This window comes from Burkholderia sp. Bp8991, from assembly GCF_003853795.1.
Lineage (GTDB): Bacteria > Pseudomonadota > Gammaproteobacteria > Burkholderiales > Burkholderiaceae > Burkholderia.
In genome coordinates this window covers 58,827-73,557 of the sequence record NZ_QTQJ01000022.1, presented here as the reverse complement: position 1 = coordinate 73,557, position 14,731 = coordinate 58,827, and the positions used below count along the sequence as shown (strand labels likewise).

General features: G+C 64.9%; 13 protein-coding genes. 9 read left to right on the top strand and 4 right to left on the bottom strand.

The window, feature by feature from the left end:
• Window positions 1–77 precede the first annotated feature (77 nt).
• The 8 genes from dapA (at window position 78) to DIE02_RS23725 (ending at window position 8,841) form a co-directional block, all read left to right on the top strand.
• Window positions 78–974 carry a 4-hydroxy-tetrahydrodipicolinate synthase gene (dapA, locus tag DIE02_RS23760; protein WP_124523893.1) on the top strand — a complete coding sequence of 299 codons (897 nt, stop codon included), beginning with the start codon at window positions 78–80 and terminating at the stop codon, window positions 972–974.
• Window positions 975–990: 16 nt separating this feature from the next.
• Window positions 991–2,157: an iron-containing alcohol dehydrogenase gene (locus tag DIE02_RS23755; protein WP_124523891.1), complete on the top strand. Its 1,167-nt coding sequence runs from the start codon at window positions 991–993 to the stop codon at window positions 2,155–2,157.
• Window positions 2,154–3,437, top strand: a complete 1,284-nt coding sequence (locus tag DIE02_RS23750; protein WP_124523889.1) for a four-carbon acid sugar kinase family protein — start codon at window positions 2,154–2,156, stop codon at window positions 3,435–3,437. The genes DIE02_RS23755 and DIE02_RS23750 overlap by 4 nt, the downstream gene beginning before the upstream one ends.
• A gap of 11 nt (window positions 3,438–3,448) precedes the next feature.
• Window positions 3,449–4,474 (top strand): 4-hydroxythreonine-4-phosphate dehydrogenase PdxA, encoded by a 1,026-nt coding sequence (gene pdxA, locus DIE02_RS23745; protein ID WP_124523887.1) that lies wholly within the window; start codon window positions 3,449–3,451, stop codon window positions 4,472–4,474.
• Window positions 4,475–4,584: 110 nt separating this feature from the next.
• Window positions 4,585–6,003, top strand: a complete 1,419-nt coding sequence (locus DIE02_RS23740; protein ID WP_062885868.1) for a sodium:solute symporter family protein — start codon at window positions 4,585–4,587, stop codon at window positions 6,001–6,003.
• Window positions 6,004–6,026: 23 nt separating this feature from the next.
• Window positions 6,027–7,214: an exo-alpha-sialidase gene (locus DIE02_RS23735; protein ID WP_124523885.1), complete on the top strand. Its 1,188-nt coding sequence runs from the start codon at window positions 6,027–6,029 to the stop codon at window positions 7,212–7,214.
• A gap of 104 nt (window positions 7,215–7,318) precedes the next feature.
• Window positions 7,319–8,125 carry a DeoR/GlpR family DNA-binding transcription regulator gene (locus DIE02_RS23730; RefSeq protein WP_062886107.1) on the top strand — a complete coding sequence of 269 codons (807 nt, stop codon included), beginning with the start codon at window positions 7,319–7,321 and terminating at the stop codon, window positions 8,123–8,125.
• An 11-nt stretch (window positions 8,126–8,136) separates the two neighbouring features.
• Window positions 8,137–8,841, top strand: a complete 705-nt coding sequence (locus DIE02_RS23725) for an SDR family NAD(P)-dependent oxidoreductase (protein WP_059853878.1) — start codon at window positions 8,137–8,139, stop codon at window positions 8,839–8,841.
• A 124-nt stretch (window positions 8,842–8,965) separates the two neighbouring features.
• Here the strand turns inward: DIE02_RS23725 and DIE02_RS23720 are convergent.
• Window positions 8,966–10,212 (bottom strand): IS3 family transposase gene (locus tag DIE02_RS23720; RefSeq protein WP_260429032.1). Its coding sequence is split into 2 segments (ribosomal slippage): window positions 8,966–9,912 and window positions 9,912–10,212, totalling 1,248 coding nucleotides; the frame shifts between segments, so codons are not numbered across the junction.
• A 681-nt stretch (window positions 10,213–10,893) separates the two neighbouring features.
• On the opposite strand from DIE02_RS23720, the gene DIE02_RS23710 reads away from it, so the two are divergent.
• Window positions 10,894–11,220 (top strand): DUF4148 domain-containing protein, encoded by a 327-nt coding sequence (locus DIE02_RS23710; RefSeq protein ID WP_185641036.1) that lies wholly within the window; start codon window positions 10,894–10,896, stop codon window positions 11,218–11,220.
• A gap of 139 nt (window positions 11,221–11,359) precedes the next feature.
• Here the strand turns inward: DIE02_RS23710 and DIE02_RS23705 are convergent, their stop codons facing one another.
• From DIE02_RS23705 to DIE02_RS23695, 3 genes are all read right to left on the bottom strand, one after another.
• Window positions 11,360–12,100 carry an enoyl-CoA hydratase-related protein gene (locus DIE02_RS23705; RefSeq protein ID WP_185641035.1) on the bottom strand — a complete coding sequence of 247 codons (741 nt, stop codon included), beginning with the start codon at window positions 12,098–12,100 and terminating at the stop codon, window positions 11,360–11,362.
• A gap of 236 nt (window positions 12,101–12,336) precedes the next feature.
• Entirely contained in the window at window positions 12,337–13,125 is a 789-nt protein-coding gene (locus tag DIE02_RS23700; protein WP_124529797.1) for a flavin reductase family protein, read from the bottom strand.
• 325 nt (window positions 13,126–13,450) lie between these two features.
• The gene (locus DIE02_RS23695) at window positions 13,451–14,665 is read right to left on the bottom strand and encodes a CaiB/BaiF CoA-transferase family protein (RefSeq protein ID WP_124523656.1); all 1,215 of its coding nucleotides are present in this window, start codon (window positions 14,663–14,665) and stop codon (window positions 13,451–13,453) included.
• Between the last annotated feature and the right edge of the window lie 66 nt (window positions 14,666–14,731).

The window sequence follows — 14,731 nt, the reverse complement described above, 5'->3', positions numbered from 1 at the left end:
TGCACAGCGTCCGCTGATGTCGACACACCCCATGGAGATGGCGATTCCGCCGCCGTCCCAGTTGCGATGGAGCAAGCATGTCAATTTCGCTCAAGGGAATCGTTCCCGCGCTGATTACGCCGATGACAGCGGACGAGAACGTCGATGAAGACGGCCTGCGCGAGCTGATCGAGCGGCTAATCGAGGCCGGCGTGCATGGGCTGTTCGTGCTCGGTACCAATGGCGAATTCATCGCGATGAATGAAGAAGAGAAGCTGCGCATCGCGCGGATCGCGGTCAGGCAGGCACGTTCGCGCGTGCCCGTCATCGCGGGCACCGGCGCGTATGCAACGCGTGACGTGATCGACCTGAACCGGAAGATGGCCGATGCCGGCGTCGACGCGGTGTCCGTGATCACGCCGTATTTCAACGGCGCGACGCAGCCGGAGCTCTACGCGCACTACAAGAAGATCGCCGACGCGACGGCGCTGCCCGTGATGCTGTACACGATTCCGGCGAAAGCGGGCATCACGCTGACCGTCGATACGGTGCGCCGTCTTGCGGAGATTCCGAACATCCGCGGCATCAAGGACAGCGGCGGCGACTTCGACCGTTTGCTGCAACTGATTAACCTGCGGCGCGACGACTTCGCGGTGTTCACGGGCACCGATTCGATGATCCTGTGGACGCTGATCGCCGGCGGCGACGGCGCGGTCGCCGCGACGACGAACGCCGTCCCGGATGTCGTGATGTCGATCTGGAACAAGTTCCACGCGGGCGATATCGCCGGCGCACGCGCCGCGCAGGAATCGCTGCGCGCGCTGCGCGATGCGTTCGCACTGGGCACGATGCCCGTCGTGCTGAAAACCGCCGCGCAGATGCTCGGAATGCCGGCCGGCCCCGCGCGCTCGCCTGCGCAGCCGCTCGACGAGCACGCCCGCGAGCGCCTCGCGCAAGCGCTTTCCCTCTACCGCGACGCCGCGCGCGGCCGCTGAAACAACAGTTCCCAACATGACGACTCACCACTTTCAGACAGTCAAGCACATCGTCCACGGCGCCGGCAGCCTCGCCACGCTGCCCGACAAGCTCGCTCTGCTCGATACGCCGGTCGAGCGGATCGCGCTGATCACGCAACCGTCGATGGAAGCGCTCGGCATCGTCGATCGCGTGATCGAATCGCTCAACGCGAAGGACGTCGACGTGCGTATCATTCGCGGCGTCGAGCCGGAACCGACGATCGGCAACGTCGAGACGGTGTTCAACGAGCAGATCGCGCCGTTCGCGCCGCAGGCGATCCTGTCGATCGGCGGCGGCAGCGTGCTCGATGCGGCGAAACTGTTCGCAGTCCGTCTGACCAACGACGAGCCGCTGCGGAACTGGCTCGGCATCGACCTGATTAAGCGCCCCGGCGTGCCGATGATCCTGGTGCCGACGACGGCCGGTACCGGCTCTGAGGTCACGCCGAACGCGATCGTGACGCTGCCCGACGAATCGTTGAAGGTCGGCATCGTCAGCCGTCACCTGCTGCCGCAAATCGTCATTCTCGATGCAGAGCTGACGCTCGGCCTGCCGAAACCGATCACGGCCGCGACCGGCATGGACGCATTCGTGCACGCGCTCGAATCGTACATTTCGACGAAGGCGAACCCGATCAGCGACATGTATGCGATGGAGTCGATGCGGCTGATCGGCGCCAACATCGTCGAAGCCTATGAAAACGGCCAGTCGCTGAAAGCGCGCGAAGGGATGATGCTCGGCTCGATGTATGGCGGCCTCGCGCTCACCGCGGCCGGCACCGCAGCCGTGCACGCGCTCGCATACCCGCTCGGCGGGATGTTCAACGTCACGCACGGCGTCGCGAACGCGATGCTGCTGCCGCATGTGATGGCGTTCAATCTCGATGCGATCGAAGGCCGGCTGTCGAACGTAGCGCGCGCCCTCGATCTCGTGGCGAAAGCCGATACGAATGCCGACGCGGCACGCAAGCTGATCGACAAGATGGAGGAATGGACCGCGGCCGTCGACATTCCGCAGGACCTGCGCAAGTTCGGCGTGTCGGAAGAACATCTCGACGCGCTCGCGGTCGCCGCATCGAAGGTCAAGCGCCTGCTCGGCAACAACCCGAAGGCGCTGACGCTCGACGACATGAAGTCCATCTACCGGCGCCTGCTGCCGTGAACGCGCCCGCACAGCCCGCGGCACGGCTCCTGATCGTCGCCGACGACCTGTCCGGTGCGGCCGACTGCGCGGTCGCCGGGTTGCGTCACGGCCTGACGGCAATGGTCGTGCTCGACACCGCCCACGCGGCGACGCCGCCGCACGGCGTCGACATCCTGTCGATCGACGTGGACTCGCGCCGCGCGCCGAAGTACGTGGCCGCCCGGCGCACCGTCGATGCCGTGGCGTCGCTGTCAGGCGCCGGCACGCGCATCTACAAGAAAGTGGACTCGACGCTGCGCGGCAATTTCACGGCGGAAGTCGCCGCGCTGGCATCAGGCATCGGCATGGCGATCGTGTGCCCGGCCTACCCGGATTCCGGACGCACGACCGTGGACGGGCGCCAATGGGTGCGTGGCGTGCCGGTGGAAGCGAGTGAATACTGGCGCAACGACAACATCCCGGGCAAGGCAGACCTCGTTGCATTGCTGTCCGCCGAGCATCTGCGTGTCGCATACGCGGCGATCGGAACGGTGCGCGGCGATGCGGACGCGCTCGCCGCACGTCTGCACGAGCTGCAGTCCGAAGGAGTGCAAGCGGTCGTGTGCGACGCGGAATCCGACGACGATCTGCAACGCATCGCGCGCGCATCGGCAACGCTCGACCACGTGTTCTGGGTCGGCTCGGCCGGCCTGGCGCCCGCCGTCATCGACGCACTGGACCTGCCGCGCAGCGTGAGCAGCCCGGCGGCCGGCGATCCGCATTCGTATCCGCAACGGCCCGTGCTGACGGTGGTGGGCAGCATGTCGAGCATCTCGCATGCGCAGCTGGACTGTCTCAACGCGCACGCCGGCACGCATCTCGTTGCGTTCGAAGTCGCGGTCTCCGCGCTGGACGACCCGCAAAGCGACGTCACGGCCGTGGTCGGCGACGCGCTGCGTCGCGGCAGGCATGTCGTCGTGTCGCTGAGCCAGGCACAGCGCGGCGACGTGAACGACGGGCTGCTGTTCTGCACGCGTCTCGCCGCGTTGCTCGCGCCGGTCGTGCGCCACGCCGGCGGCATCATCGCGACCGGCGGCGAAACGGCGCGCGCGCTGCTCACCGCGGCCGGCGCGAGCGCGCTGCACGTCGTCGATGAAATCGAGGACGGCATGCCGCTTCTCGAATGCCGATTGCACGGCGACACACTGCCCGTCGTGACTAAGGCCGGCGGTTTCGGCCGCCCCGATTCGATCTATCACGCCTGGCGCCGGCTTGCGAACGCAGGCAAACCGGCCGATACGGCTCAAACCAATCTGTGAAGGGAATTGCCATGGACAACCGTCCCATCATCGGCATCACCATGGGCGACGCGGCCGGCGTCGGACCGGAAATCATCATGAAGAGCCTCGCCCATGCGTCCGTGTACGAGCAGTGCCGCCCCGTGGTCGTCGGCGACGCCGCGCGCCTGCGCGATGCCGGCCGCCGGGCCGGTGTCGATCTCGAGGTGCGCGCGATCGGCCGGCCGTCCGAAGGCGCGTTCCGCGTAGGCGTCGTCGATTGCATCGACCTCGCACTGATTCCGGCCGACCTGCCTTATGGAAAGCTGTCGCCGATCGCCGGAGACGCCGCGTATCAATACATCGCGCGCACCGTCGAATTGACGTCGAACGGCGAGCTCGACGCGATCTGCACCGCGCCGCTGAACAAGGAAGCGCTGCATGCCGGCGGCCATATCTTCCCCGGCCACACCGAAATGCTCGCGCATCTGACCGGCATCGACGAGGTGTCGATGATGCTCGTCGCGCCCAATCTTCGCGTGATCCACGTGACGACGCACATGGGTCTGCTCGATGCGATCCGCAAGATCGAGCCGGGCCTCGTGCGACGCACGATCGAACGCGCACACGACACGCTGGTGCGCGCCGGCATCGCGAATCCGCGCATCGGCGTCTGCGGGATCAATCCGCATGCCGGCGAGAACGGCCTGTTCGGCTACGGCGAGGAGGAAGAGAAGATCGTGCCTGCGGTCGAAGTCCTGCAGGCGCGCGGCTGGGACGTCGAAGGCCCGCTGCCGGCCGACACGCTGTTCTTCCGCGCGGGCCGTGGCGATTTCGACGTGGTCGTCGCGATGTATCACGACCAGGGACACGGGCCGGTGAAGGTGATGGGCCTCGAAGCCGGCGTGAACGTGACGGTCGGCCTGCCCGTGATCCGCACGTCCGTCGATCACGGCACCGCGTTCGACATCGCCGGCAAGGGCATTGCCGACGAACGCAGCCTGCTGGAAGCGTTCCGCCAGGCCGTGGATCTCGCGACGCGACGCAACGAGCCGTCGCCGGTCGCCAGCGCCGCGTAAGCGACCCGTACGCAACGACACGCATCACCGTCGGGCGATACCGGCAGGCACATGCCGGATCGCCCGACGCATCGAACGCATATCAACCGAAGGTAACGTGGAGACAAGCGATGGCCACCTTCAGTTATTGGGACACAGCCACCATCATCGGGATGGTTGTCGTCTACATCGTGATAACCAGCTTGATCAGCATTCGCCTGCGCAGCCGCAATTCCGAGCAGTTCATGGTGGCCGGGCGTTCGATGCCCGCGCTGGTGGTTGCGATCCTGCTGATGTCGGAATTCATCGGCGCGAAATCGACCGTCGGTACGTCGCAGGAGGCATTTTCGGCCGGCATCGCCGCGTCGTGGTCGGTGCTCGCGGCCGCCATCGGCTTCCTGCTCTTCGGCCTGTTCATGGCCAAGCGCCTGTATGCATCCGGTGAGTTCACCATTTCCGGATTCATCGCGCAGCGATACGGACACGGCGCGAAACTCGCGGTCTCCGCGATCATGATCTACGCGCTGTTCGTCGTGAACGTCGGCAACTACGTGAGCGGTGCGGCGGCGATCTCGACGGTCATGCGCATCAACCTCCCGACGGCCGCCGTCATCACCGCGATCGTCAGCACCATCTATTTCGTGTGGGGCGGCCTCAAGAGCGTCGCGTACCTGACGGTCGTGCACAGCGCCGTGAAGCTGCTCGGCATCGCCATCCTGGTCGGCGTTGCGTGGAAGCTGTCGGGTGGCATCGCGCCGATGGCGCAGAGCATGCCCGCACACTACTTCACGTGGACCGGCGCGTTGTCGGGCGGCACGATCGGCGCATGGATCATCGGCACGGCCGGCGCGATTTTCTCGACGCAGTTCATCATCCAGGCGATCTCGGCCACCCGCAGCCCCGAGGGTGCGCGCGCGTCGTCGCTTATCGCCGCGTTCCTGTGCGTACCGATCGCACTCGCGCTCGGCTTCATCGGCGTCGCGGCCAAGTACCTGTATCCCGGCGTCAAGAGCCTGTACGCACTGCCGGTGTTCCTGCAGCACATGAACCCTATCCTGGCCGGCATCGTCACGACGTCGCTTGTTGCATCGATCTTCGTCAGCGTGTGTACCGTCGCGCTCGCGATCGCGTCGCTGATCGTGAAGGACTTCTATGTACCGCGTTTCAATCCGACGCCCGACGTCGAACTGAGAATGACGCGCTGGATCTCGCTGATCGTCGGCTTCCTGCCGCTGATCTTCGTGCTGTTCGTCCCGCAGATCCTCGCGCTTTCGTTCTTCAGCCGCGCGTTGCGGCTGTCCGTGTCGGTCGTCGCGCTGATCGGCATCTATCTGCCGTTCTTCAGCGGCAAGCGCGGCGCCGTGTCGGCCCTGATCGTGGCAACGCTCGCGACGACGTTGTGGTACCTGCTCGGCAACCCGTTCGGCATCGACAACATGTACGTCGCGCTCGTGACGCCGGCCATCGTACTGGTGATCGGCAAGCTGCTGTTTCATGGCGATGGCGCGAACCTTCACGACAAGCCGCTCACCCATCGCGAATCGCACTGACGTCGCCCACCCAGAGAGATTTCATGAGCACCCACCTCGTTGAAGCGGCGAGTGCCGCGCCGGATCATTGCGTTCACACGGCCTATGCCGACGCGGAACGGCAAGAAGCGTTTCTGCCCACCGCCTGCGTGCAGAACCACGCGGCCAATCTGCACTGCCTCGACAACGGCGACCTTCTGTGCGTGTGGTTCGGCGGGACGCAGGAAGGCATTCCTGACGTGTCGATCTACCTGTCGCGGCTTGCGGCCGGGACGAACGAATGGTCGGCGCCGCGCAAGCTGTCGGACGACCCGACCCGCTCCGAACAGAACCCGGTGCTGTTCACCGCGCCCGATGGCCGCCTGTGGCTGATCTATACCGCGCAGTTGTCCGGCCATCAGAACACCGCGATCGTGCGCCGCCGCGTGTCGGCGGACGGCGGCCTCACGTGGGGCCCCGTCGACACGCTGTTCGACCGGCCGGGGACGTTCGTGCGCCAGCCGATCGTCGCGCTCGACAGCGGCACGTGGATTTGCCCGATCTTCCTGTGCCGCACGGAGCCCGGCGAGCGCTGGGTCGGCAACGACGACGTCAGCGCGGTCATGGTGTCCGACGACCAGGGCGACACGTGGACGCTGCACGAGGTGCCGGACAGCGTCGGGTGCGTGCACATGAACGTTCACGTGCTGCACGATGGATCGCTGCTCGCCCTCTACCGCAGCCGCTGGGCCGACTTCGTCTACGCGAGCCGCTCGACGGACGGCCGCACGTGGAGCGCGCCCGAACGCACCGACGTGCCGAACAACAACTCGTCGATCCAGTTCACGGTACTGCAGAACGGCCATCTCGCGCTCGTGTTCAACGAAAGCGACGCGTCGCACAGCACGGAGCGCCGTGCGTCGCTGTACGACGACATCGAGGATTCGGAGAACAGCGGCGAGCTGCGCGACCAGAAGGCGTCCGCACGCGGCACCGCGTTCTGGGGCGCGCCGCGTGCGCCGATGTCGCTGGCCATCTCGGAGGACGGCGGCAGGACGTGGCGGCGCCGCCGCAACCTCGAGATCGGTGACGGGTACTGCATGACGAACAACTCGGCGGACCAGCGCAACCGCGAATACTCGTATCCGTCGATCGTGCAGTCGCAGGACGGCGCATTGCACATCGCGTTCACGTGGTTCCGTCAGAAGATCAAGTACGTGCGCGTCGACGAAGCGTGGGTTCGCGGCCGATGACGCTCGCCGCGGCAACTGGCCGGCCGGTGCGGCAATTCGATAAACTTGTCGATCGAGATGCGCGCGATCGCGCGCCGATGCGATCAGACCAGGAAATCACGCACATGAAAGTAACCAGGCGCCGGGAGGCGATGCTGCAGGCCGTGCTCGGCGGCATGACGGATGTTGCGACGTTGTGCGAGCACTTCGGGATGTCCGAGGCGACCGTGCGCCGCGACCTGCGTGCGCTGGCGAGCGACCGCCGCATCCTGCGCACGTACGGCGGTGCGGCCGCGGTCGGCGGCCACGAGCCGGAACCGTCGCTCGAGGAGCGGCGCGTCAGTTCGCAGGAGCAGAAGGAAGCAATCGCGCGCGCGGCGAGTTCGTTCGTCGAGGACGGCGACACCGTGTTCCTCGACGGCGGCACCACGACGGCGGCACTCGCGCGGCGTCTCGCCGGCCGGACGACCGTTCACGTGGTCACCAACAACCTGCTCGTCGTGAGCCCGCTCGTGTCGTCGGGCGTGCGCGTGACGGTGATCGGCGGCGACGTGCGCTCGTCCAGCATGAGCACGCTCGGACCGCTCGCGCAGATCGCGCTGAGCCGGCTCAGCGTCGACAAGGCATTCCTCGGCGCCGACGGCGTGGTCGCCGAGCTCGGACTGTGCGAGGCAAGCAGCGAGCAGTCGTATCTGAAGGAATGCGTGATCCGGCAGGCCGCCGAGGTGTTCGTGCTCGTGACCGCCGACAAGCTCGGGCGCGCGAGCCAGCAGCACTGGACGCCGCTCGAGCGCGACTGGACGCTCGTGACGGATGACGGCGCGCAGCACGAGCAGCTCGAACCGTTTCATGAGCAGGCTCGGATCACGGTTCATGCAGTCAGCACGAACGCGACGACGGCATCCGTCGGTTCACCGCAGGTTCAAACGTAACAGGAGAAATCGTGGCGCAACGGGAGCAGCCGGGTTCGGATTCACGTCATGCCGTCGTCACCGGCGCGTCGTCGGGGATCGGCCGCGCGATCGTCGAGCGTCTGCTCGCCGACGGCTGGCGCGTCACCGGACTGTGCCGGTCGCACGTCGAAACGACGCACGATTCGCTGACGATCGTGCCGGTCGACGTCACCGACCTCGCGGCGCTCACGCCCGTGTGCGACGCGCTGGGCGCCGTCCACGCGCTCGTGCATGCGGCCGGCTTCATGCGCACCGCGCCGCTCGGCCGGCTGTCGCACGACGACGGCGCGGCGATGTGGCGCCTGCACGTCGAAGCCGCGACGTTTCTTGCCGATCGCCTGGTGCCGCGAATGCCGGCCGGCGGACGCATCGTGCTGCTGGGCAGCCGCACCGCGAGCGGCGCGGCCACGCGCAGCCAGTATGCGGCGACCAAATCCGCGCTGGTCGGCCTCGCGCGATCGTGGGCTGCGGAACTCGCGCCGAGCGGGATCACCGTGAACGTCGTCGCGCCCGGCGCGACCGACACGCCGTTCCTGCGCGATCCGGCGCGCGCGGCCACACCGCCGAAGCTGCCGCCAATCGGGCGCTTCATCACGCCCGACGAAGTCGCCGCGCTGACCGCCTTCCTGCTAAGCGCGGACGCGAGCGCGATCACCGGGCAGCAGATCGTCATGTGCGGCGGCGCATCGCTTTAACGTGGCGCGGCGCCGCCGAAAACCCACGCAACATCGCTGAAGATGTGACATCCAGGCCGTCGATGTCCGGTCGCATCGGCTCTCCCAAGCAAACCGCTGACTTGCCCGGGAGCATTCGGCCGGATCAGGAAAGCAGCCGCAATTGACCCTGCCTCGTTTTCACGTACAGCATCTTATGCGGCGTCAAGCCAGCCTCGTAGTCGACGGGGGTAAGGAAGTCGATCGAGGTATGCAGACGTTGCCGATTGTAATAGCCCTCGATCCAATCGACGCTATCCAAGCGGGCGTGGGCACGCGTCTCGTAGTGAGCCTGGTAGATTCTTTCGACCTTCAGCGTCTTGAAGAAGCTCCCCATCGGGGCGTTATCCCAGGCGTTGGCGCGGCGGCTCATTGACACGTTTATCTTGAACGCGGCGGTCAATTTCCGGTATGCGCGACTGGCGTATTGGGCTCCGCGATCGGAGTGCAGCAACAATCCCGGTGGCGGTTTGCGTTGCCAGCACGCGCTGCGCAACGCCTGGCAGACTAGATCCGCGTTGATCCGCTCGGACATCGACCAGCCGACGATGCGTCGGCTCGCCAGATCCAGGATCGCCGCCAGATACAACCAGCCCTCGCCGGTCCTCACGAACGTGATGTCGCTTACCCAGGCTTGATTGGGCCGCCAGCCGTCGAAACGCCGATCCAACAGATTCGGCGCCACCGGCAAGCGATGCGTCGAATCCGTCGTCACCCGATACGGGCGCTTGTAGACCGGACGTAGTCCCTGGCGTTGCAGGCTGCGACGCACGCGTTCGGCGCTCACCGGACGGCCCTGGGCACGCAACTGCCGCACGATTCGAGGACGGCCATAGCTGCCGCGGCTGGCACGATGAATTGCGGCGACCTCAGCGTCCAACTTGGCATTGGCCAGTGTCCGCCGACTTGGCTCCCTGCCGCGCCACTGGCAATAGCCGCTGCGCGACACACCCAGAACCCGGCAAAGCCGACTTACGCTGTACTGGTCGCGATGTGCGTCAATCCAGGCGTACCTCACCGCGACCCCTTCGCGAAGTACGCCGTCGCCTTTCGAAGAATTTCAATATCCAGCTTTGCGCTGGCCAGTTCCTTACGCAGACGGCTGTTCTCGGCCTCCAGGTCGCTGACCGGACGACGACTTGAGCTCGGTGCACTCGACGCCGGCCCCGCTGCGGCCTGCGCACTGCCATCGCGCTGATCACGGCACCAGTTCCCCAGCGTCGCCACCGGCACGCCCAGCCCGCGAGCGGCTTCATGCTGACCGACGCTCTCAGCGAGCCGCACCGCCTCAACCTTGAATTCCTTCGTGTACTGCCGTCTCGGTACCACGTTCTCTGCCATGTTCTTCTCCATACAGGCCAAAAGTTATCAAACTTCTTGCTGTATGTGGAATCGAGGCAGGGTCATTACATCTCTGGCTGCCGATTCCGCGCGAGTGCCTACGGACCGCACCGGACCTGGCGCAGCATCTGCGGAGTCGAAGCGTCGCCGCCGTGGCAAGCGCGGCATTTTCGACGGACGGCGACCCGCCAGCGGCGATTCGCATCTGCCTCGGCGGGCCGCAGGATCGGGAACAGTGCTAGGACGGCCTGGAACTCGTCGCGGAGGCACTGACCGACGCGCATCATCTTTATGGCGCGGCGATGTAGCGGCTGGGTAGCCGCGGAACCAAAATAGACTTGACACCGCTATCAGGATCGGCACGAAGCTGCCCTCACGTCCACGAGCGATTTCGACACGAACCCGATCGCGAGCCGTGAGGGCGCGTCTCGTTATAGTACGTGCGTCAGTCGTCGATTTTGCGTCTTGCGTCTTGCGTCCCGCCGTCCGCTCCGAGTCCACACAACCAATGCCCGAGACGCTCTTCGGCTTTCAGGCGAAGGGGAGACAGCAACCCGTTGAATCCGCCCACTTTGCCCATCGGGAATAGGGATCTATACTCAGTTAACAGACCTAATCCGTGATTTCGCAACGCTTCATAGACAGCCTTCGGCAGTCCCGTTGTCAAACATGACCCACGTCGACGGAGGGGATATGAATCTGCAACGCGGCATCAAGCTCGCTGGCGTCGGCATGCTGCTCGCCAGCGCCGTAACGTGTGCGCAATCGTCACCCAACCATGCGGACGCCTCTCCACCGCTGACGCGCACCGAAGTCCGACAGCAGGTGATCGATCTGAATGCGGTCGGCTATCGTCCCGAGATCACCGGCAACGCGCTCTACCCGAACGATTTTATCGAAGCGCAACGACGTCTGGCCTGCAAGCAAAAACTGCAGGCCCAAGGCGGAAACGACGCTGAATGGGCACGGCGTTGCAACATTGCAAGCACGATCACGACGGCCAATCCGTCAGCTTATTGAGCGTCGATGCGCTCCATAAGCCGGCATTCACCGACACACCGCTACGCGAATTGCCGGCACGATGGCGTGTCGTCCGGCGCGTCGTTCATCGCCGGGTTCCGTCTCGACGGTAGCACCGGATGACGGCTGACAAGCTTCGTTAATGCTTCGTGCCGAAGCCGGCAACGATCGCCTTCGATTCAGCCGAATCGAGCAGCGTTTCGAATTCGTAGAGTTCGGATCTGAACAACGCGTTCATGCCCGCAAACGCGTGGTTCTTGAGCAGCGCCTTGGTCTTGACAACCGCCGCGCCGGGCATCGTCGCCAGTTTCTCTGCGCGTTCGCGGGCATACGCGAACAGCTTTTCAGGCGCGAGCACGCGATTGACGAGGCCGGTGCGCAGCGCATGGTCGGCGTCGAATGCTTCGGCAAACAGCATCGCTTCCGCGGCCAGCCGGTAGCCGGCTGTCATCGGTGCCAGTCGGCTCGACCCGAATTCAGGACTCACGCCGATTTTGGTAAACGGCATGCCGAATATCGCATTGGAGGCCGCGTACACGACGTCGCAGTGATACAGCAGCGTCGTCCCGATCCCCATTGCCGGTCCCGCGACAGCAGCGATCAGCGGTTTAGTCAGCGCATTTACCGTATCCATGAAGGTCAAGACCGGGCGATACCCTTCATGGGCGACGGATTCCGACTTCAGATCTTTCCCGGCCGTAAACATATCGGTCTGGCCGCGAATGAGAAGAACGCGGATGTCAGGGTCGTTTTCGGCATCGGAAAATGCCTCGCGAAGCATCGTATAGGCGTTGTCGTCGAGCGCATTCCTGCGCTCGCGTCGGTTGATTTCGATTTCAGCCACACCCTTGGACACAACGTAGAGAATGGGGAGATCCACTGCCGGCATCCTGGTAACTTGAGACAAAAAACGCTTCATGAATCGCGGCTGCGTTGCACCTGGAAAATCACCGGTTCCGTTACGTCGTCCCCGCAATAGCCGGCCAGATCGACTCCGTAATCTCGCGGACTCCCTGATGCAGGTACGGCCGCCGCCCGAGAACCTGCGGAGATCGGGTTCGTCCATTGCCGCGCCGCGTTGACTGTCAGTTCGTATGCCGGCATCCTGACCTCCGCTTACTGCGCCAGCGCACGAATTCCCGCGTTGAAGTTCACCATCGGCGAGCCTGCGTCGCCGGTGGTCGTCTTGCTGATCTTGCCGACGAACATCTCATGCGTGCCGAGGGTCGTGGTATGGATGACGTCGCACTCGACGTTGGCCAGTGCGTCCACCAGGATCGGCAGGCCGTCCAGTCCCGCGTTCCACTGCCCCCCGGCAAAGCGCGGGCAGCCCTGCGGCTCCTTCATGAATTTCGTCACGACGTCCTGGTGAGAGTGGCCCAGGATATTGGCGACGAATTTGCCGTGGGTTCTCAACGGCTCGAGCATCGAGGAGTCGCGGTGCACGAAGAAGCCTACCAGCGGCGGCTCGGCCGAAATCGCCGTCAGGCTGGAGACCACCATCCCGCTCGGATTGGCGACGTCTCCGGTCGTGATCGCGGACACGCCGGCCGCGAGCATGCGCATCGCGGCCTTGAAGTCCTCGACCGAACTGCCGCCCGAGCACTCGTTGCGCACAATGTGTGCGCGAATCAGACCGGCCTCGTTGACCCAGTTGTATTTCCGAGCGAAGCCCACCATCGCGCCGAAACCGGCTTCCCAGTCCGCATCCCCCGCCTTGCCGGACAGGAATCGAATGACTTGGGGATTGACCCAGACGTGTTCTTCATCGGCACGCTGGCCGACTCGCGCGATCGCGCGATCCAGCAGCACGCTCGGCTGCTCGTCCACCAGGATCTCGAACTGCTGGAAGTGCGAAGGCGCAATCAGCGTAATCGCACCACTGTTGGTCATATGCAGACGCATTGCAAGTCTCCGTATTGCTTGCTTATCGATTAACCGAACCGCCACTCGCATTTCGATCCACGTTATGGAGACCGACGACGCGAGTGCGATTGTTGTTGAATCGATTCTAAGCGGTCCGGAAGATCCGGCTCAATTCAAAAAACTCGCGTTCTGTATTAGGAAATCGACATCAATACGCTTCGATTCTGCTCTTCCCGCCCGTACCCGAATCAATCGGGCGTCGATAACGCGATAGCCCGATGGCCGGCGTCGATGCGGCCTTGTACCGCCGATGCGTCGTCACCGCACGTCGACGGCGCGTCGCCCCTCGACGCGCGGCTCGCGCTCACACCACGCCCCGCTCGGCCAGCTCGGCAATACGCTCGGCGCTGTAGCCGAGCACGTGTTGCAGCACGTCGCGCGTACCCTCGCCCAGTTGCGGCGGCGCACGTCGCACCGGCATGCGCTCGCCATCGAAGCGCCACGGCGGCGCAAGCACGGGCGTCGTGCCGGATTCCGTATGAGGGTGAGGTTGCATGGTCAGGAGCCCCGCTTGCGTCGCGCGCTCCGACAGCAGCGCTTCGCGCAGCCCCGCCACCTCGCCGCATGGAATGCCCGCGCCGGCGAGCTTGGCGAGCAGCGCAGCGCGCTTCTCGCCCGCAATGGCGCGGCGGACTTCGGGCAGCAACACAGCGCGATTCTGCGAGCGCAGGATATTGGTCTTGAAGCGCGCGTCGTCGGCAAGTTCCGGGCGCCGCAGCACTTCACGGCAAAAGCGTTCGTACTGACCGTTATTGCCCACCGCGACCACTAGCGGGCCGTCTTCGGCGTCGAATACGCCATACGGCACGATCGACGGATGCTCGTTGCCGAAACGCGGCGGATCCTCGCCGGCCACAAGCGCCTCGAGTCCGTAGTAGGCCGTGATCATGAGCCCGCAGTCGAACAGCGCCATTTCGATGTGACGCCCGCAGTCGGTGCGTTCACGTTCGTAGAGCGCGGCGAGAATCGCCTGCGCCGAATACATGCCGGTAAACAGGTCGACGGCCGCAACGCCGAACTTGAGCGGCGGCCGTTCGGCTTCGCCATTCAACGCCATCAATCCGGCCTCGCCCTGCACGAGCAAATCGTAGCCGGGGCGAGTGGCCTCCGGGCCGGCGCGATCGTAACCGGAAATCGAGCAGTAAACTAGCCTGGCGTTTTCGCGCGTCAATTGCTCGTAGCCAAGCCCAAGCTTTTCCGCGCCGCCGAACTTGAAATTCTGAATGACGACATCGAAAGTTTTCGCAATGTCGCGAGCGATCTGCTGTCCTTCCGGGGTCTGCAGGTCGAGCGTGAGCGAGCGCTTGTTGCGATTCACGCTATTGAAATAGGCCGTTTCGGTGCGGCCGATGCGCAGGCCCCAGTCGCGTGTGTCGTCGCCGCGACCGGGATGCTCGACCTTGATGACCTCCGCGCCCAGGTCGCCGAGCACCATCGCGCACCACGGCCCGGCCAGCACGCGCGAAAGATCGAGCACGCGTACGCCGGCAAGCGGCAGTGCGCCGTTTTCTGAAACCATTGGGTCGTTCCTCGTTGCATCTCGCCAGACAAAGCGGACTCCGGCATGCGGACGGCGTTTTGTCTA